13 protein-coding genes and 1 pseudogene are annotated in these 19,977 nt (G+C 40.0%); 6 read left to right on the forward strand and 8 right to left on the reverse strand.

Annotation, left to right across the window (positions count from 1 at the left end):
- Positions 1-630 precede the first annotated feature (630 nt).
- Positions 631-909, forward strand: a complete 279-nt coding sequence (locus F8R90_RS30140; protein WP_230967131.1) for a hypothetical protein — start codon at positions 631-633, stop codon at positions 907-909.
- Between the two features lie 242 nt (positions 910-1,151).
- Entirely contained in the window at positions 1,152-2,018 is an 867-nt protein-coding gene (locus F8R90_RS30145) for a DUF2382 domain-containing protein (RefSeq protein WP_196513710.1), read from the forward strand.
- 99 nt (positions 2,019-2,117) lie between these two features.
- On the opposite strand, the gene F8R90_RS30150 is transcribed toward F8R90_RS30145, so the two are convergent.
- The 3 genes from F8R90_RS30150 to F8R90_RS30160 form a co-directional block, all read right to left on the reverse strand.
- Positions 2,118-2,891, reverse strand: coding sequence for a sucrose-phosphate phosphatase (locus F8R90_RS30150; protein ID WP_196513711.1), 774 nt, complete (start codon positions 2,889-2,891; stop codon positions 2,118-2,120).
- Between the two features lie 297 nt (positions 2,892-3,188).
- Positions 3,189-4,631, reverse strand: coding sequence for a glycosyltransferase (locus F8R90_RS30155; protein WP_196513712.1), 1,443 nt, complete (start codon positions 4,629-4,631; stop codon positions 3,189-3,191).
- A 734-nt stretch (positions 4,632-5,365) separates the two neighbouring features.
- Positions 5,366-6,067 carry a response regulator transcription factor gene (locus F8R90_RS30160; protein ID WP_196513713.1) on the reverse strand — a complete coding sequence of 234 codons (702 nt, stop codon included), beginning with the start codon at positions 6,065-6,067 and terminating at the stop codon, positions 5,366-5,368.
- 718 nt (positions 6,068-6,785) lie between these two features.
- Here F8R90_RS30160 and F8R90_RS30165 point away from each other — a divergent pair.
- From F8R90_RS30165 to F8R90_RS30175, 3 genes and pseudogenes are all read left to right on the forward strand, one after another.
- Positions 6,786-8,186 carry a sensor histidine kinase gene (locus F8R90_RS30165; protein WP_196513714.1) on the forward strand — a complete coding sequence of 467 codons (1,401 nt, stop codon included), beginning with the start codon at positions 6,786-6,788 and terminating at the stop codon, positions 8,184-8,186.
- Positions 8,187-8,784: 598 nt separating this feature from the next.
- The gene (locus tag F8R90_RS30170) at positions 8,785-10,647 is read left to right on the forward strand and encodes an ABC transporter ATP-binding protein (protein WP_196513715.1); all 1,863 of its coding nucleotides are present in this window, start codon (positions 8,785-8,787) and stop codon (positions 10,645-10,647) included.
- Between the two features lie 67 nt (positions 10,648-10,714).
- Positions 10,715-10,853, forward strand: a pseudogene (locus F8R90_RS30175) (DUF2887 domain-containing protein); the annotation flags it as partial.
- Positions 10,854-11,384: 531 nt separating this feature from the next.
- On the opposite strand, the gene F8R90_RS30180 reads toward F8R90_RS30175, so the two are convergent.
- Both F8R90_RS30180 and F8R90_RS30185 read right to left on the reverse strand, forming a co-directional pair.
- Positions 11,385-12,605, reverse strand: coding sequence for a HetZ-related protein (locus tag F8R90_RS30180; protein WP_196513716.1), 1,221 nt, complete (start codon positions 12,603-12,605; stop codon positions 11,385-11,387).
- Positions 12,606-13,001: 396 nt separating this feature from the next.
- Positions 13,002-13,661, reverse strand: coding sequence for an L-threonylcarbamoyladenylate synthase (locus tag F8R90_RS30185; RefSeq protein WP_190893451.1), 660 nt, complete (start codon positions 13,659-13,661; stop codon positions 13,002-13,004).
- 61 nt (positions 13,662-13,722) lie between these two features.
- Between F8R90_RS30185 and larC the strand changes: the two genes are divergently transcribed.
- Complete coding sequence (gene larC / locus F8R90_RS30190; protein WP_196513717.1) at positions 13,723-15,003, forward strand: nickel pincer cofactor biosynthesis protein LarC; 1,281 nt, start codon at positions 13,723-13,725, stop codon at positions 15,001-15,003.
- Between the two features lie 42 nt (positions 15,004-15,045).
- Here the strand turns inward: larC and F8R90_RS30195 are convergent, their stop codons facing one another.
- From F8R90_RS30195 to F8R90_RS30205, 3 genes are all read right to left on the reverse strand, one after another.
- Positions 15,046-16,650, reverse strand: coding sequence for an NAD(P)H-hydrate dehydratase (locus F8R90_RS30195; RefSeq protein WP_196513718.1), 1,605 nt, complete (start codon positions 16,648-16,650; stop codon positions 15,046-15,048).
- Positions 16,651-16,950: 300 nt separating this feature from the next.
- On the reverse strand, positions 16,951-18,420 hold the full coding sequence (locus F8R90_RS30200) for a beta strand repeat-containing protein (RefSeq protein WP_196513720.1): 1,470 nt from the start codon (positions 18,418-18,420) through the stop codon (positions 16,951-16,953).
- 845 nt (positions 18,421-19,265) lie between these two features.
- The gene (locus F8R90_RS30205) at positions 19,266-19,976 is read right to left on the reverse strand and encodes a GDYXXLXY domain-containing protein (RefSeq protein ID WP_190893445.1); all 711 of its coding nucleotides are present in this window, start codon (positions 19,974-19,976) and stop codon (positions 19,266-19,268) included.
- Position 19,977: the final 1 nt, after the last annotated feature.

The following is a 19,977-nucleotide window of genomic DNA, read 5'->3' on the forward strand; positions in this document are numbered from 1 at the left end:
GACTTGCTCTAGCATCTTTGTCCTTACTGCTTTTTCTATACTCTCAAAGCTTGTCAACTCTTCTGTTGGCGTATTCCGATAAAGAATTTCTGCTGCTTCCTGCAAACAGGTTTCCAAACGTTTGAAGTCTTCAGGGTTCATAGTAATTGCACTTGCCGCTCTTGTTGCCAGTGTAACTTTTTTCCCAAAATTATACCTGTATTTGCAAAGGTGAGATGCTCCCCTTGTTGATCCCCCTAACTCCCTTAAAAGGGGAGAATCAGAATCAAAGTTACCCGATAAATTGGGTAACTTAGAGGGATATCAAACTTTTGATACCGACAAGAGGACTTTTAAAACTTCCTCTTATTATGAGCCTTTACTAAAATATTGATGATTTTGATATTTTGAATGTTGCGTTATCTATACCTAAAGTAATAAGCATGATCAGTCTTTAGTAGTATTTTTAGCTGTGTATAATTTTCTCCAATAAATCTCCACTATTTACTAATAACTATTAAACTATTAGAAATAATGAATTAAAAAAACAGGGGGCATTACTCATGACTCAGTTAACTAAGTTAGTGTCAGCATCTGTATCTTTACTAACTTTAAATTTAAAAGTACTTGCGGTTGGCGCATTAGATACCTATGCTCAATCTTCTCCTGCAACTACCTTTAGTGATGTTCAAGCTAATTACTGGGCCCAGCCATTTATTCGATGTAGCGATAGCAACCAAAAAAAATATAGTGGTCAACCATCAAAATCCTAAACTTCTTAATCCCAGTAAACCTGCAACTAGAGGAGAGATTACAGCTTTAGTTTATCAAACTTTAGTGTATCAAGGAAAAATAGAACCACTTCCTACTAATTCACCTGATAATCAATATGTTGTTACTACTCCTATCAATAACCAAAATACTCAATGAATGTGAGTGACTTGTCTTTAATTAAAGCTAATATTAGCGGTATTTGGCTTATTTTAGGTTGAAAAACATAGTTATAAACCTCTAAAATCTTAGTCAAAGGTTGTATCTCGTCCTGAAATATACTTTTCTGAAAACTTTAAAAGGTGTCAATTAAATCAAGTAACTAATATCTTTCTAAAGAAAGAAGTAGTAAAAATTTTTATTTTTAAAATTGTAAGCATAGATGTTGGATCAAAAAGAATATGGCTTTATACAAACTGGAAGAGTTTGCTGCCAACTATGGCAATGCAGATTTTGATAACTACGACCTTAAGGATTTTGATGTCTATTCAGACATAGATGACGATAAAGTTGGCAGTGTCAAACACATCTTGGTGGATGATTCGGGTCGCGTGCGGTATTTAGTTGTTGATACAGGTTTTTGGTTCTTTGGTAGACAAGTATTGTTACCAATTGGGCGTTCCCGAATAAGCTATAGCAATCGGCGCGTGTATGCTATCGGGCTGACGAAGCAGCAAGTAGAAAGCTTACCAGATTTTAATAATTTGGAACAGATTGATTACGATTATGAGGAACGGGTACGTGGAGTTTATCGGACTCCAATCAGACAAGCAACTTTAGATACATCAACAGCTGTAGATGCACCACCAATCTCTGGCGATCGTAATGCATACAGGTATGAAGATGAACCAAATCTTTACAATATGAATCAGCAGGATCATCAAAACCTGAAACTATACGAAGAACGTTTAGTTGCCAATAAATCCCGTGTTAAGACAGGAGAAGTATCTATTGGCAAACATGTGGAAACTGAGACGGCAAGGGTTGCGGTACCAGTTGAAAAAGAACGCATAATCATTGAACGTACTACTCCAGAACAGTCTGGTAGAACTGTATCGCCTGCCGAGGCTGACTTCCGCGAAGGAGAAGTTACTCGCATGGATCTTTATGAAGAAACCCCTGATATTCAGAAGGAAGCCGTTTTGCGTGAGGAAGTGAAAATTAAGAAAGTAGTTGAACAGGATACAGTTGAAGCCGAAGGTACTGTTCGTCGTGAGGAATTAGACATTAATAAGAACGATGAGCGATTACGTGACAGAAGAGGCTAAATGGCTTTGAGATAACTCCTAGTGAAATATCCCCGTACTTTAAGAAGCTAAGTGCGGGGCAATTTTTGACATTCAAAGTTAATTTGGAATTGGTTGTGATCACCTATGGTGGGGCGTAGCCCATCGCCATCTGTTAGGAAATGGCAAAATATTAAAATAAATCAATCCTTCAAGAATACCTGCGGCACCAGGGTAGTGAGCTAGAAAGTGCCAAGGGTAATGTGTCTTATAATACCACCACAGAAGTTCGGTCTGGGCATTAGCAACGATAATCCCAGCTGATGGCTGTTGAAATAAACTGATGTCATTTCCAGAACCTCCACAGATAACGGTTGCATCTGATTGCGCTTGCAGCAATTGTTGCAGATATGCAGTTGCTTTACCCTTATTACTGTTCTTTGGTATGATATCAACATCTCGCCCATTGCTGAAAACTACCTGAGTCTGCAATCCAGTAAAAGCTAACAAATCTTCTAAATCATGGATAACCTCAAGCGACGCATCCATATCTAGCCAAAAGCTTAATTTATAGGGAGTTTGTTCACTGTCGGGTTGAGGTATCAGTGCAGAAAAGTAGCTAGCAATTGTCCAAACTGCATCCCAATCCCAATCTTTTGAGATTTGATTTGCCCAATCATTTTCTAAAAGCACACCCTGTTGATAAATCTCAGTGCCTACACTAGCAATCAAATAATCGGGTTTCAAAAGCTGTGCTTGTGTTATCACCCGACGACTAGAAGCATAAGACCGACCAGTAATATAGACTAAGTACATCTGGTTGCGTATAGCTTCTAGCCTTTGGTTTAAAGCGGCAATAGCTCGATTGTTACCAACCAAGGTATTATCTAATTCAATAACTAAAAGTAGTTTCATATTTGCTTGTTTCCACTTGTTAAAAAATTACATAAATTTAAAGATGTGTAGATAACTTATATATTTCAATACGGAAGTATAGCCTTACCTCTGTATTAATAACACTAGCGTTAGCGTTGTATGTACTGTGCTAAAAGTCGTTACACTCTCGGCTTTAACACTAAATGAAATATTGTTTCTAGATATTTTATAAAACGTCAACTAAAATACTCTGTAAATAGACTAATTAAAGCTTTTTGCTCAGGTTCAAAAATTTCAAACACTAACTTAGCGACTATCTCAGCTTTTACTTTGAATTTAACTCGTTGCCCACTTCAAAATACCGTTATAAAATGAGTCAATTAATTTTTCTAGAGCTTTAATTTCACGGGATTTTAAAGCTTTCGATTTTAACAAATTTTGGATTTGCTTTTCCAACTCTGGAGTTAAATTTTTAGTTTGAATAATTTCTTGAACAAACGTATCAAGTGTTAAAGATTGGTAGAGTTCGTGAACTTGAGCCGCAACTCCCTGAGTGCTAAAACGAGACTGAACCCAATTCTGTGCAGCATTGCCATAGCTCTCTTTTAGACCCGGATTTTTTAACAAATTGTGAATAGCGATCGCTAATGCTGTAGAATCACGGGGAGGAACCAAAAGTCCAGTTTCACCATGTACCACCGTATGCTGTAATCCTCCCACATTACTAGCAATTACAGGTGTTCCGGCTGCCATCGCTTCAATCGCAACTAAGCCAAAAGGTTCGTAGTAACTCGGTACAATGCAGATATCCCCTGCGGCGTAGTAAGCAGGTAATAGTGTTTGAGAGATTCGTCCCGTGAAAACTGTAACTGCTTCCAATCCCAGTTCGTTCACCAAAGTTTGAATGCGTTGTTGTTCTTGGAAGTCTGCTCCATCTTCACGGCTGCCACCAACTAGATAGAATTGAAATGTATCAGGCAAACTGGCGCAGGCTTTTACTAAGGTTTCAACTCCCTTGCGAGGGTCAAAGCGTCCTACATATAAGATAATCTGAGAATCTGAAGCAATTCCCAATTGTTGGCGAGCAACTTCTTTACTTATAGAACCAAAGTGTTCAGTATTAATTCCACAGGGAATGACTTTAATACGTCCATGTTGCGAAATTAACTGACGTAAATCTTCTGCTTCTTGGGGGCTGGTGGATATTACACAATCTGCTTGTTCTAAAATTGCCTTCTCTACACAATGGCGAATCGCAGCAATCTGCGGTGGATTTTCCAAATTCCGATATTTAACTGCCCCTATAGAGTGATAGGTATGAACTTGGGGTAGTCCCAATCGAGATTTAAGTTGCAATCCCACCCAAGCAGAAAGCCAATAATTAGTGTGAATCAGTGCATAGCTACGCCCTGTTCGTTCTTGAAAATTCAGCCAAGCTTCTACAAATTCCGGTAGATATTCAAATAAATTATTTCTAGAAATGAATTCTGCTGGGCCAGCATTTAGACGAATTGTGCGACACCCTGGTGCTAATTCCACAATTTCTTCTTGGTTAGGGTATTCGCGTCGGGTAAACATATCAACCTGACAGCCGCGTTTTGCTAATGCTAACCCCAATTCTCGCACGTAGACATTTTGACCACCTGCTCCTTCTTTACCAATTTCAGCTGTAGGGTCGCCATGAACTGAAATTAGTGCATAAATGGGTTGAGAATTTGGCGTTTCTTGAGCAGATTTTTCTGGACATTTAACTAAACTCAAAGAAGCAAGAGTATTCATAATTAAAATTTATTTGTAGATGACAGAAAAATCCACAGCTAGGTTATTTATAGTAACAAAATTTACAAGTTACCTATCATTCAAGGAAACGTGTAAAAACCTTCTAGGAAACATAAACGAATAACTTCGACTTAATTTTTTATTCGTTTGGGAGCATTCTGGAAGAGAATCAATTAATAACCGAAGTGCTTCATTAATTGATATCTGATGCTCTCCTGCATAATTTTTAAGCTTGCGATACTCTTCGTTGGTAATAACAATATTAGAAATATTCACTGAAAAATGAGACATAAAAATCTCCTAAAAGCTTAAATTTACTTTCCAAAAATACTTTTGTTCTGGATATTACACCTTAGAAGTTTAAATATCGGTTAGTAATTGGGTAAAAATCGGTTATTTAAAAATTAGTAAGAAAGAATTCAGGAGTCAGCAATCATAATTCATAATTGAATTCTGATTCAACGCTATTTAATTTCAGAAGAATTTGAGCCAAGATTATTGTAAACTTGTATCTTATTTTGAGATGCTATTTAATAATTAAGGTTTAAAAATAAAATAATTATGTATTTTTTGCTTTATTGACGTAAAAATTAAAATTCTCCAAACCAATAATTAAATTGATTTGGAGAACTCTAGTGTTCTGGTGTAAAAGAATAGGTTAATTACATTAATTTTAGTTTAACAATCAGTTGTAAAGATAAAGGGTAAATATCAGGTAGAAATCGGTTAGTTTTCTAAAGCTGCTTTAAACGATAGCCCAATCCATGAACTGTTTCAATAAAGTCATCAGGCGCACCTGCGTCTTTAAGTTTATACCGTAAACTCTTAATGTGAGACTTAACAGTTTCTTCGCTAGGAGGGTCATCAAGTGACCAAATACGCTCAATAATTCCGGCTCGACTTAGCACCCGCCGACCGCTAGAAACCATTAATTCTAGAAGAGCAAATTCTTTGGGCGTTAGGTGTAAAGGCTGATCAGCATAGGTGACTTCATAAGTGCTGGAATTTAAACGCAAACCACCCCAACCAAGGTCTGGGAAAGATGCTGCGGCACTATTACGGCGTAACAATGCGCGAACACGAGCCATTAACTCTGGCATTTCAAAAGGTTTGACCATGTAATCATCTGCTCCAGCATCCAACCCAGTAATTTTGTCACCAAGGGTATCACGTGCTGTTAACATGAGGACAGGTATTGTGCTATTACGCGATGGGCTACGACCCACCATAGGCGATCGCAAGCGTTGACAAAAACTCACACCATCCAACTTTGGTAAGGTAACATCTAGCACCACTAAATCATATTCCAACACTTTGATGCAATCCCACGCTTGCTCTCCATCCTGGGCTATATCCACCACATATTGACGGTCAGTCAGGGCTTCCATCAGCATCTCTGCTAACTGGACATCATCTTCAACTACCAAAATCCGCATTGTTTTAGAATATTTATCAATTTAAAAACTAGGATGAATCCCAATACCTAACCTTAATACTTCTAATTTGATTTAGGACGAGGAAATTTAGAAGCTGGTTTAAAGTTTTCTACTGGTACACCCTTAAGTGCCTTCTGCATAAAATCACGACAAATAGGAGCCACCATACCTCCGCCTGTTGCGCAGCTAGATAATTGTTGGTTGTTGTCCCTAGTTCTCCAGCTAACATAGAACTTGATAGCATAGTAATTGATAAGAGCGTAGTGCCAGTTATTTGGCCGACTCCTTGTAAAAATCTAAAACTAGGTAAAATCTGAGTTTGTGATTGTTTTTTTTCAAAAGTTTTAAACGAAGACACGGCAATTAGATTTCCTCACTTGTAAATTAAACTAAAATTCATTTTGTAAAGCTAGGCTATTAATTGTTATAGAGTTAAATTGGCAATATTAAGTAGATTTAACACTTTAAATAATTAAATTATGTTTTACTAAAAGTGTTAAAATGCAACCTGAGAAGTTAAACTATTTTATTTACTAAATTTTTATATTTTCTCGATTTTAAACCTTAGATGTCAAAAGATTGGGTAAAAATCGGTTAGAAATCGGTTAGAATTAAAAGACCTTTTGACTAAGTTTCTATTGGAAAAATATTTACCTTGATGTAAAGTTCTGTATAAGATATCGGCTCTAAACCATTAATTAATTTAATTAATTTTTTTATGAAATGGTCACTGGAAAGGAAATGGATTGCCTCTGGCTTTGGCTTATCCTTATTATTAATGAGTATAGTTAGTCTAATTTCTTACCAAAACGCTACTCAGTTAATTGAAAGTAGTAATCAAGTCAAGGATACACATGAGGTAATGAAAAACGTTACCGATATCTTCGCTACACTAACCGACGCAGAAGCCGGACGCAGGGGCTATATTCTCTATGGAGAGCAATCAGAACTCAAACGTTACTATCAGGCAATACAAAGTCTAGATACCAAAGTCAAAAAGTTGCAGCAACAAATTGCTGATGACTCTTATCAACAGCAGCAACTAACGAAACTAAAATTCCTTATTGCTCAAAGAGTTGAATTATCTAAACAATCGATTAACCTCAAGGAAGCAGGTAAATCAACCTTTGCTATTCAAGCACCCCTAGTTAATAAAAGCAATCAAAACCGTAATCAAGTCCGCGAAACACTTACCCAAATGCAAGCTAGGGAAGAGCAGTTACTGCAAATATCAGTCAGACATTCCCAAGACAATATTCGCAATCGAATGTCGATTGAATTCCTCGGTACTTTCCTGAGTTTTGCAATTTTATTAGGCGTTTATTCTTTGCTTTATCAACAACTGCTTAAGCGTCAGCAAGCAGAAGCTAATCAACAAACATTAGCTCAAGAAAAAGAACTTAGTGAATTGAAATTGCGCTTTTTTTCAATGGTATCCCATGAATTTCGTACACCATTGAGTATTATTTTAGGATCGGCTCAACTATTGTCTCAAAGTAATCAGCAGTGGACAGAAGAGAAGAAACTTAAAAATCTGTATCGTATTCAATCTTCAGCTAGATCAATGAACCAGTTATTGACCGATATTTTAACTTTGACCAGAGCAGAAGCTGGTAAATTAGAATTTCATCCAGAACTGATGGATTTGGAAGCATTTTGCATTAATTTGATAGAAGACCTCCAATTTTGCAATCAACAACAGCATACTATTAAATTTCTCACTCAAGGTAACTGTACTCATGCCAAGTTAGATGAAAATTTGCTGTATTCAATTCTGAGCAATTTACTCTCAAATGCCATGAAATACTCACCTCCAAAGGGAAGCATTTTTCTAGTTCTTAGTTGTGAACTAGATGCAATATTTTTCCAAGTTCAAGATAATGGAATAGGAATTCCTTCCGAATTTCAGCAGCATTTATTTGAGCCTTTTCATCGTGCCAAGAATGTAGGCAAGATTGTTGGCACTGGACTAGGACTGGCTGTGGTGAAAAAGTGCTTAGAAATACATCATGGAGAAATTTATGTAGATAGTAAGGTAGAAGGCGGAACAAGTTTTACGGTAAAATTTCCCCAACAGAGAACAGTAATAGTCAAGAGTAAATTAAGCAGTCATTATTAATATATAGGAATCTGCTTTGATTTCTGAAATGATTTGCGGTAGGCAGGCAATAACCCTCTGCTTTTATCAAGATAGTTTTTTTGAGAAACGCGATCGCAGCAAGTGAGATTTTGATAATTGGACGAGTGCGTTAAGCGGGGTTAAGGCTAAAACTCCTTATCAAAGTCCATTTTTTTAACGTAGACAATCGAATCGATTTTCGTGTCGGGTGGTCAGCCAATGCAGTAAAGTACATTGAGCGCACCCTTGAGTTTAGATCAGACTCAGTGCCAATCCAATCGTATCCAACAGTTAGTCAGCGAAGAAGCCTTAACCAGACAAGTCAAAGGCAGAAAAGTCAAAGGGAATAGGAGTTGCGATAATCTTAACTTTTTTGAGAACTAGTATTATTGGTGAGGCATTAGCTGCTACTCTGATAGAGAATTATTTATTGATTCAGAGATAGTACATCATACTCAACAAACTTTTTTGCAGCAGGGATGTAGTTATGCAACCATTCCTGTATTTTTAGCATTTTCAGTGGCATTAAATTACTAAGGTGTTCGTTTTTAGCCAAGGCAAAAAGAAGCCCTAAGTCTGACTTGTAGGGCAGTGTGTGATGATTTTGGGCAATGACGAATTGACCCGTAACTACAAAAAACAAAAAGTCGTGAAAATCAAATCTAAATCTCCTCAAATATCTCAGAAGCCTAGAAATTCAGACCATCCTTTACAACGTTTGCTCAACTATGGAAGACGGCATCGCCAACAAATTTGGCAAGCAACATTATTTTCAATAATCAATACAATATTAGATTTAGCACCACCTTGGCTAATTGGTACTGCGGTAGATATTCTCGTCAAGCAGCAAGATTCCATAATTGGAAAGTTGGGAATTCAAGATATATTCTCGCAATTTTTGTTGCTTTCATTGATCACTGTGATTATTTGGATATTTGAATCGGTTTCTCAGTATGCATACGATAGACTGTGGCGTAATTTAGCCCAAAATATTCAGCATGATTTACGTTTGGATACTTACAATCATGTACAAGAATTAGATTCAGCTTATTTTGAAGAAAGTAGCACTGGGGGCTTGATGTCAATTCTGAATGATGACATCAACCAGTTAGAAGATTTTTTAAATTTTGGAGCTAACGACATCATCCAGATTAGTACTTCAATCATCATTTTAACTGGTGGTGCTTTCTGGATTTTACCACCCTCCATTACCTTAGTAGTAATGCTGCCAATGCCATTTATTGTTTGGGGTTCTTTTATTTATCAAAAGCGTCTAGAAAGTCGTTATGCTGATGTGCGGGAAAAGGTAGGTTTTCTGAACTCACGATTAGCAAATAATCTTAGTGGAATTAACACAATTAAGAGTTTCACATCTGAAGAATATGAAAGTGCTAGATTGGCAGACGACAGCGAAGCGTATAGAAAAAGTAATGCTAAGGCAATTAAACTTTCAGCTGCATTTATTCCTTTAATCAGAATGCTAGTTTTAATAGGATTCACAGCTTTACTATTTTGGGGAGGTATGGCAACATCTGCTGGTACGATATCTATTGGTAATTACAGTGTTTTACTGGTTTTAGTACAGAGGTTATTGTGGCCCTTAGTATCATTAGGGGAAATATTTGATAAATATCAAAGGTCAATGGCTTCTGCCAATCGTGTCCTGAATTTGTTGGATGCTCCCATCAATATTATTAGGGGAGATATATCTTTAAATACTGCTCAGGTACGTGGTGAAATTGACTTCAAGCAAGTCACTTTTGCTTATCAAGATAGAGAACCAGTAATTAAGAAGTTATCCTTACATATTCCCCAAAGTCAAACTATTGCGATTGTTGGTTCTACAGGTTCTGGTAAAAGCACTTTAGTTAAGTTACTATTGCGATTTTATGACATCTCTTCTGGAAAGATTACTATTGATGGTATTGATATCCAAAAATTAAATTTACGTGATTTGCGTCGCAGTATTGGCTTGGTAAGTCAGGATGTATTCTTATTTCATGGTACTGTTGCTGAAAATATCGCCTACGGTACTTTTGATGCCAATGATGAACAAATAATTGAAGCTGCCAAAATCGCCGAAGCGCATGATTTTATTATGCGGCTTCCTCAAAGTTATAAGACGATAGTTGGAGAACGGGGTCAAAAATTATCTGGTGGACAACGGCAACGAATTGCGATCGCTAGGGCTGTTTTAAAAAATCCACCTATATTAGTTTTAGATGAAGCTACATCAGCGGTAGATAATGAAACCGAAGCGGCAATTCAGCGTTCTTTAGAACGGATTACCGTTAATCGAACTACGATAGCTATAGCCCATCGTCTTTCGACTATCCGCAATGCCGATTGTATTTATGTAATGGAATATGGCGAGTTGGTTGAGTCGGGAACTCATGAAGAATTGTTGGATAGAAACAGGATTTATGCTAATTTGTGGCGGGTGCAATCGGGGGTGAAATGATTAAGTTGAAGAAAGACATATCCGGCTAGGCTCAATTTTCTAAAAACTTTTTCAACAATACCCCACTTTGCTATTTGAACTCTTGACAAATACCTCAACAAATGGAACTACTTACCGAAAAAGGCAAGAGGCAGAAGGAACGATTTGATGCGGTAGCTGTCAAAGAACACAAATTTGAAATTGATGGGGTATTTTTACCACCAGAAACAGTTTAGTAAATCTTAAAGCTTACGGGCAGGATATCTGCACAGCTATTTTCAGAAATCTATATTCGCTGGTTAATACCAGATTTTAATATAACTTATAACGATTTACTGAACTTTCGTATTGTTACTTTTTTAATATTATTGGCTTCTTTTGCTTCATGCAGTATTAAATTGTTTCAAGCTATAGACAAAGGTAAACTAATAGGAGTAATTACACTAATCAGAAATATAATCTCATTTTACCAATATTTTTTGGAGTTAATGGAATCCATTATGCTATTGCTTTTGTAGACTTACTGGTTTCTTTAATAATTGTTTTTTACATGAGTAGAATTTAGAAAAACTTTCTTTAAAACACAGTTAAATTTTAATGATAAACATGGGTGAATTTATATCAAAATTCATCATTAAAAAGTGTTTGATTTCCCTGCTTTTAAAAGCAGTGCTGTTTCAAGTGGGGTTTAAATACACTTTCTGTTACATCCCATATTCTGCGCCTTCTACTGGCACGTAAATTTTAGCTATTTGGTCTTAGCCTGTCTGTGCCTCAGTATGGCCGTTACGGATAGCCCATGCTAGTTCTAACAGTTGAGTCCAACGTTTTTGTAGCTGTTTGGGAGTGCATTTGATGGCTTTAGCGATCGCTTGGTCGTTTTGTCGTGCAGTTTTCAACTCTAATATTTGCTGTTGCTGTTCTGTGAGTTGATTCACAAAGATTTCCCACTGCTGGGAAGATAAACCCAATTTTTGCTCTAAACCCGCACCTAGCCATTGATGTACTAATTGCCAATGGTGTTGCTTGGCAAACTTTTCTACATGGTATTTAAAGCGCTGTTGGAGATAATCGCGCTGACGGCTGGTTAAACCGAGAATTTGGTCAATTTCTGGGGCTGAGAGGTCTTGGAGTTTCAGGCTGAGGTAGTTCATACAGTCAGATTGACCTTGAGACTCCAGGTATTTCATCAATTCAGTGATGACGCGATCGCGTTCTGACTCTTCAGATGGATCGAAATTAGTTTGGGCAACCATTTGCGATCGCAGCTGTTGCACCGCCGAGTTACGCTGGTAAGATTCTGCCTCTTCACCCTTAGCAGACTCTACCGCCATTTCGATATCCACGGTAGTTTCTTGGGGCTGACGACGAGCAAAACCTTGGGCCCGTAAGATAATCAATTGCTGATTTGCACCACCAGGTAAATTGATCCGGCGTTTAGCATACTGTTCTGTAAATGCCATATATTCAGCTAATTGCAGCTGAGTACGCGGCGTGTGATCATTAGGTAGTTCGTTTTCTCTGCGGAAAGCTTTAATAGCTTCGATATAAAACGCTTGTAGAAAATCTTCAATTAGGCTGTAACGAGCCTCAAAACCCAACTCAGAGCCAGATATAGTTACATGGCGGTAAACCATAGCACCCAAATTGCTATGTAATTCCACGCGCCCTTGTTTGGAACCTAGTTGGTAGTAACGTAAGCACTTTTGCATCCGATGCCTTCCCAACGTAATCTGCCAGGACTTGATTTCCCCAGATGTTTGGATACGGGAGCTTTTATCGCAAATGCGTTCTACTTCTATGGTTATGCGCTTTGCTAAAGCTTCTACGCACCTGGGTGCTGCTTTTACTTGCGCTTGCATTTCGTGACAGAGCAATTCAATTAAGCTTTCGCTGCTGCTGTCTGAAAATTCTTCAGTCGAAAGGTGGTTATTAAAAATGGGTGTAGAGTTTGGTAGATTGACGACGTTAGCTTTCATGAATTTTCCAGGGAGTAGTATTGCACCGTAATTACAACGCAGACACAGCAATCAAGGCTAGCCAAGGCTTGTGAATCTTTGGGTATTCATCCATTAAGACTTGCCGTATATAATGCTCACATCTAAAGCTCATATATAAAACTGTAGGAAATACGAAAGAGTTACGGTTATGGCAATGTGTCGGTTTTTTCACAAGCCACCAAATTGACATGGGTACTCATGTCCCCACCATTGTCTCAAAGTTGTCAAATCTCTTGCTATACCGACTTTTACCCCATCCTGTTATTGCATCTGTGCCCGTCGTAGACATGGCCTTTAAATATGACAATTTAAAAACTGGAGTCGCTTTTATCACAATTTCCGAAACGGAGAGGTGCGCCTGTGAACGTTTAATTCTTATACCCATGCTGCTGCTGCTTCCCAACCTAAACCCCTCCGTATAATCATTGCTTCGTCTCCGGTCATATCCAAGATGGTAGACACTTCATATGTAGGTTCCTCGCCAGTATCTACAATGATGTCGACCAACTTGTCCAAACGGTCAAATAGCTCTACCCGCGACTGAACAGTTGCTGGATCTATCCGAATCATGCCATCATCTGCTTCATCTGGTGGCAAATGTGCTGAAGTTGAAATAATCGGATTGCCCAACGCTGCCAGCAACTCCAAACACACAGTATGGTTTGGAACTCTAATTCCAGTAGTTTTCCGCTTGGGGCTTTGCACCAATCGCGGTACTAATTTAGTTGCTGGGAGCAAAAACGTGTATGGCCCTGGAATCAAGCGTTTCATAATTCGATAGGCTGTGTCACTTACGAAGGCATAAGTTGCCACATTTGAAAGCGAGGGACATAAAAATGTCAGTGGTTTATCATTTGCTAGCTGTTTAATTTGCCGCACTCGTTCTACCGCCGACTTGGCATTCAAATCACAACCGATCGCATAAACTGTATCAGTAGGGTAAAGCATAACTGCGCCACTAGAAAGCGCCGACTTTATTTCCTCTATTCGGCGACTCTGAGGATTATCCGGATGAACTGGGAAAATTTTTGCCATAGGACGAGGAGTAGGGATTGGGGACTAGGAAGAAAGTTACTAACTCTTGACTAAACTTATTATGAATAAAATTGCTTATCTTCAATGTCCGACAGGAATTTCTGGTGATATGTGCCTGGGTGCTTTAGTAAGTTTGGGTGTTCCTGTGGAGTATTTAATTGAAAAACTCAATGGGTTAGGTATTGAACAGGAATATCAGTTAAGGGCAGAACTTGTCCAACGAAATGGTCAGCAGGCGACTAAAGTCCATGTGGATTTACTGCACGATCATCATCACCATCATGACCACGAACACAGTCACCAACACACACGCCACTTACCAGAAATAGAGCAGATGATTCTCAAAGCGGGTTTGCCATCACGGGCAGAAGCTTGGAGTTTGGCAGTATTCCGGCAGCTAGCAGTAGCAGAAGGGGCGGTGCATGGCATTTCTCCCGAAAAAGTTCATTTTCATGAAGTGGGTGCTATAGATGCGATCGTAGATATTGTGGGTACTTGCCTGGGGTTGGATTGGTTGGGGATTGAGAGCAATGAGGAAGGATGGCCCCTACTTTACTGCTCGGCGTTCCCGACTGGTGGCGGCACCGTTCGGGCTGCACATGGGCAGATGGCGGTACCAGTACCAGCGGTATTAAAGCTGTGGGAAATGCGTGGTTGTCCAGTTTATAGCAATGGGATTGACAGAGAACTGGTCACACCAACAGGAGCTGCGATCGCTACTACTTTGGTAAGAGATTTTGGTTCACCACCCGCGATCGCTATCAAGCAGATAGGACTAGGAGCAGGAACCATAAATTTACCCATTCCCAATATTTTACGCCTCTGGTTCGGTGAAAGCGCAAGTTTACAGCCAAATTTCAGCGATTCTGAAGATAATAGCTCAAATTTAGAAACGATATCAGTACTAGAAACCCAAATTGATGATTTAAATCCGCAAGCGATCGGCTATGTGTTTGAGGCGTTGTTTGCGGCTGGTGCGGTGGATGTATTTACCCAAGCGATCGGCATGAAAAAGTCTCGTCCAGGGATTTTGCTGACTGTGATTTGTCATCCAGAAAATTTACTCGCTTGTGAAGCTGTTGTATTCCGTGAAACCACTACTTTAGGGATTCGGCGAACAACTCAGCAACGCTCCATTTTACAACGGGAAATTCAAGAAGTGGAAATTGAATATGGCAAAGTGCGTGTCAAACTAGCATGGAAAGGACAATCACCAGAAAAAGTTATTGCAAATGTGCAGCCAGAATATGAAGATTGTGCAGAGTTAGCCCGAAAGCATAATATTCCCTGGCGCGAAATTCAACGCCTGGCGCTACAGCGTTGGTATTTAGTCAATAGCTGAATCTCCTCGTTCCCAGTCGGAGACTGGGGACGAGGGAATTGACTAAGTTAGAGCTTTTATCAAATATTGTGTCAACGTAAACGCATCTACACCCAATTCGGTACGCTCTTGGGCTGCTAAAATACCGGCTTGCGAATGCCACCAAGCGGCAGTTGCCACAATATCTTCTATGGGAATCTGTTTAGTTGCTGCTTGCGCCAACAATCCACCCAGTAGCCCAGTTAACACGTCACCGCTACCGCCACGCGCTAAGGCGGGTGTACTTTCAGGAACAATCCAAACGGCACCTTGAGGGTTTGCGATCGCAGTTCTTGCCCCTTTCAACAACACTACAGCCCCACTTTGCGTAGCTGCTTCCCCTACTGCTTGCACCCTGTCATGTTTGGCATCGGGGACATCAGGAAACAATCGTTGGAATTCGCCGGTGTGGGGTGTGAGTACGGTTACTGCTTGACGTTTTTTTAACGTCGCGATCGCTCCCATTTGTGCCAAGATATTTAAACCATCGGCATCGAGAATTAAAGGGCAATCGCTTTTTATGACTTCTTGCACAATGAGAGTAGCATCTCGTGTTAAACCAGGGCCACAAGCGATCGCATTAAAGGAACTCAAATCAGTTTTTTCTGGTAATTGCAATTGGGCGATCGCTCCAGTTTCCGTCTCTGGACAACCGACAATTAACGCTTCTGGCAAGTGTGACACCAAAAGAGATTTCAGCGATTCGGGTACAGCGATCGAAAGCATCCCCACACCACTAGCCCGCGCACCCAAACCAGTTAAAATTGCTCCACCTGCATAGCGCCGCGAACCACAAATCAGCAGTAAATGTCCTTCCTTATATTTGTGAGTGACTGGTGGACGGAGTAGGGGTAAAGTAGCAAGTGCTGTTGCTCGTGTAATACGTTTTATTCTGGGTGCATCTTTTAGAACAGCTTCTACATCAGCTAAAGGAATATCGAAATCGATTAACTCAGCTTTGCCGACATATTCCAGCGCCTGATCTTGGAAGAAAGCTAGTTTCCATAAACCCAAGCAAAAAGTGTGAGTGGCGCGAATGGCAGTTCCTAATACTTCGCCTGTGTCGGTATGTAAACCTGAAGGTAAATCAATACTATAAATTGGCACAGACAATTCATTTAGCTGATTAATTGCAGAGGCGATGGGATCGGTGAGGTTTCTTTCTAAACCAAACCCAAACAAGCCATCAATCAACAAATCAGAATCTGGCAGTTGCTCAATTGTTTGATAAATTGGAATGCCCAAACTCTGAGCATACTGCAAGTGCTGCGAAGTTAATTCCTTAAGCTTAGAGAAAGGAGAATAAATCCAAATCTCATACCCACGAAAGTGTAATTCACGCGCTACTACTAAAGCATCCCCGCCATTATGACCGGGGCCGACAAGAATTCCGACACGAGATCCTCCCGCTTGTGGCGACTCCCTTAAAAAGGGGGTATTTAAAGGAATAGAGTAAGCCTTTTTTACAGGGGTTGGGGGAATCTCTTGAATACGACGGGCAATTAATCCCGCCACTTTTTCCATCAAAGCTACTACAGGCATTCCCGCTGCAAAGATCCGCTTTTCAATATCGCGCATCTGCCCAGCAGTCACTACTACTTGCGAAATTTTTTCTTGCCTGTTCTGCATCAGTCGTGAGTCCTGTTAGCGGATAGCTATGGTTTAGCTCGTGTTGAATTATTAAGTTTTAGGGTAACTGAAACTTTATAATTTTTGGTAAAAGAAAGAAAATAATTGGTGATTCGTCATACATCTAAGATTGATTTTTACTTTCTAAAAAATCAATCCTAGATGCAATCTTCATCACCCGCCTTGTATCTCACCACTGATTCTAATTACAGAATTCAGTGGGAGACTTACGGCGTAAAAATTAAAGGTTTTTTGTTGTAGATGCCTCTCCCTGATCCGATCAGGAATCCCAAGCACACTTTACTGGGGAGCAGCGCCAAAAAAGACGATTTCCTCAACATTCAATACATTAAGGGTGAACTCATCACGTTTAATAGTGTAATTGTTGGAGTTGCCTAAAATGGTGTAATCACTTTTGGAATCAGACAGAATTAGCTTGTCCCATCCCCAGCCACCATTGATTGTGGCATTACCGTAACCAACATCAAATATGTCGGCTCCACATCCACCCTTAATCAAGACATCGGCGATCGCGCCCCCTTGGTCTGAAATAGGATTACCGCTATCATCAATTCGACGGGCTTTGAAGTAATCGTTACCGTTTCCGCCATCAATCGTACCACCTTGGATACCAATGTTGGCACCATACCCAGTAAGGGTATCATCTCCTCCTCCTCCACAGATAATGCCATTAGTATTATCAATACCTATGCCTTGACTAATGCCAGTACCGATGATGGTATCCTTGCCATCGCCTAAACTGATGATGCCACTGTTAACAATGCCTATACCTACACCGGGTTCATAATCCCCAAAAGGGCTATCGTAGCTCCCTTCACCGCCAGTGCCTGTGCCAGAGATGAAGTCGTTTCCCTGCCCTCCACTGATCACGCTACCCTCGCTGTTGGAGATGCCTATACCGTTAGCCGAAGGACTATCGGCAGTAGGGGCTGGCTGGGCATCACTGCCTTTGCCGATACCAACAATAGAATCGTTTCCTTTCTCTCCACTAATCACGCTACCACCACTGTTGAAGATGCCTGTACCATCTCCTGTATAAGAAAATCCACCAGTTGCAGTTCCAGAGATGGAATCGTTCCCTTCTCCTCCATTAATATAGCTACCCTCAGTGTTAGAGATTCCTGTACTAGGCCCGTTACGAATTCCAATTCCAGTTCCGGTGATTTCGTCGTTACCTTTTCCTCCATCAATGCGGCTATCCTGAGTATTATTAATTCCTATAGCAGAGTTAAGGTCTTCAATGGAATTTTCATCGCCTCCTTGTCCGGTTCCGAAGATCGAATCTTTTCCATCTCCTGCATTAATGTAGCCGCCCTGAGTGTTAGAGATACCTATACCAGGTCGAGTGTAACCCCGATAGCCTGAACCGCCAGTGCCTGTCCCAGAGATAGTATCGTCTCCCCTGCCCGCATTGATGATGCCATTGTTAGCAATGCCTGTGCCTGTGCCGCCACTTCCGCTGGTATTCTGCTCTCCGCCAATACCTGTGCCAGAGATAGTGTCGTTTCCTCTACCTGCATTGATAATGCCACTGTTAGCAATGCCAGTGCCTGTGCCGCCAAAGTCGGTGTTACTCTCTCCGCCAGTGCCACTACCCTCAATAGTGTCGTTACCTCCTTGAGTATCAATGACTCCGTTTTTTAGAACCTCAATTCCAATTGCTGGGAATGCATTATCCTCTTGGCCGACTACTAGATCAGAACCAGAGGTGCCTATGATCGCGGGAAAAGAAACAATTAGTCTGGGCATAATATTAACTCTCTTCAATTGAGTGTGATAGAGCTTTAACCCCTGAAAGTCTTGCTCTTTCAATAAGTGTGAATTCTGATCTCAGAAGTTCACACAGTCAGAACTAGAAAGTTCCAGACTTGACAAGTATTAATTAACGAATTATTTGTCATGATCCCAACAACCTTTAAGAGTGTTAATGACAAAAAATAATCTGTTATTCGATTCTTGAAAAGAAGAAACAGTTAACAACTTGATAGTACTTACGTAGCGAAAATTTACTTAGATGTCTATATTGAAATCAATAACTTTGCAAAATCTTCATATTTTTCGTTGAAAAATGTATAAGAGAATACTGTATTTTATGTACTCTTTATATTTTGATCTCACCGTTGGCGTAATAACCGAAGTTGCGGGTTATAAAATTCTTGATGCTTTGTAACCCTCGGTTCAGACGATTGTACATGACAAGTTGACGGTTGTTTACAGCAGATTGCGACTTAGTGAGGTACAGATAATCGTAGGGGCACAACATGTTGTGCCCCTACCCATGTACTCAATACTAAGAGTGTTAACTCGTCTTTCAGTATTAAAATTAACTTATTAAATAAATATTTCTGGAGAGTTAAAGCCCTGCAAAAGACAGTCTACAATTTGGATTTGTCCACTTAGACTGCACCCTCGATACATTAGTGTAATTATCTTAATCTCTGACAAATGGTACTAAATAAGGGCATCAAGATTCATTTTTCTGTTTGTCATTTGTAAATAAAAATGACAAACAAAAAATTCTGAGCGCCGGAAATTGGCACTCAGACGGAGACAAACCTTGCGTGTAAATATGCAATGTTTATTTGCCTAACAGCTTAAAAGCGATAGTTGCGATCGCGCACCCACATACTAACTGGGACTGCCTTACCCTGTGGATCTACTTTCGCCTTCACCACAATAGGGGGTACTTGCCCTCTGCGGGCGCGTTGGGCTTGCAAATCATTCCTAATCTGCTGCCGTTGGTTTTCTGGGATGTAATAGGTTTCTAAGCCGTAGTTAACAGAACCATCCTGATAAACACCTTTTAAGGCTACCTGATTGGCTCTAAGAGTTGTGGGGCGATCGCTAGTCACTCGTAACGGTCTCCAAGCTCTAGGAACACCTCGACCAGAGGATATTTGCTCTTGCAAAGTCACGTAAATGTTGGTTCCTTCAGGTAATCGTCTGCCGCTTCCACGACCTCTGCTAACTAATGTTTGCCAACCAGGCAGTCTGCTCAAATTTGCGGTACGGGATATGTTGTAATCTAAGGCTAAGGTGTTACCTTCTAGCACATTGTTAGGGTCTACAGGTACGGTTTGCAAAATTACCGTCTTACCTGTCACATCTGTATAAAGCGCTTGGGCTGGTACTGCCATAATTAGCCCTGTTTGCAGCGCCAGGGGAGCTAGTAACCGCCAAAAAGGTAAGGGCTTATTCGATTTTTGTTCAGTAGCAATCAAGTAATCCCGAAAAGTCACCTTACTGGAGAATTCGGCTTCGGGAGACAAGGGTTTATTTTTAGATTCAGAAGAACTATTAGTCATG

It is taken from the genome of Nostoc sp. NZL (genome assembly GCF_015714705.1).
GTDB lineage: Bacteria > Cyanobacteriota > Cyanobacteriia > Cyanobacteriales > Nostocaceae > Nostoc > Nostoc foliaceum_A.

Bases quoted from the DNA above. Each gene is read 5' to 3' on its own strand.
- F8R90_RS30140 (WP_230967131.1), top strand. From the start codon at position 631: ATGCTCAATCTTCTCCTGCAACTACCTTTAGTGATGTTCAAGCTAATT.
- F8R90_RS30145 (WP_196513710.1), top strand. From the start codon at position 1,152: ATGGCTTTATACAAACTGGAAGAGTTTGCTGCCAACTATGGCAATGCA.
- F8R90_RS30150 (WP_196513711.1), bottom strand. From the start codon at position 2,891: ATGAAACTACTTTTAGTTATTGAATTAGATAATACCTTGGTTGGTAAC.
- F8R90_RS30155 (WP_196513712.1), bottom strand. From the start codon at position 4,631: ATGAATACTCTTGCTTCTTTGAGTTTAGTTAAATGTCCAGAAAAATCT.
- F8R90_RS30160 (WP_196513713.1), bottom strand. From the start codon at position 6,067: ATGCGGATTTTGGTAGTTGAAGATGATGTCCAGTTAGCAGAGATGCTG.
- F8R90_RS30165 (WP_196513714.1), top strand. From the start codon at position 6,786: ATGAAATGGTCACTGGAAAGGAAATGGATTGCCTCTGGCTTTGGCTTA.
- F8R90_RS30170 (WP_196513715.1), top strand. From the start codon at position 8,785: ATGATTTTGGGCAATGACGAATTGACCCGTAACTACAAAAAACAAAAA.
- F8R90_RS30180 (WP_196513716.1), bottom strand. From the start codon at position 12,605: ATGAAAGCTAACGTCGTCAATCTACCAAACTCTACACCCATTTTTAAT.
- F8R90_RS30185 (WP_190893451.1), bottom strand. From the start codon at position 13,661: ATGGCAAAAATTTTCCCAGTTCATCCGGATAATCCTCAGAGTCGCCGA.
- larC (WP_196513717.1), top strand. From the start codon at position 13,723: ATGAATAAAATTGCTTATCTTCAATGTCCGACAGGAATTTCTGGTGAT.
- F8R90_RS30195 (WP_196513718.1), bottom strand. From the start codon at position 16,650: ATGCAGAACAGGCAAGAAAAAATTTCGCAAGTAGTAGTGACTGCTGGG.
- F8R90_RS30200 (WP_196513720.1), bottom strand. From the start codon at position 18,420: ATGCCCAGACTAATTGTTTCTTTTCCCGCGATCATAGGCACCTCTGGT.
- F8R90_RS30205 (WP_190893445.1), bottom strand. From the start codon at position 19,976: ATGACTAATAGTTCTTCTGAATCTAAAAATAAACCCTTGTCTCCCGAA.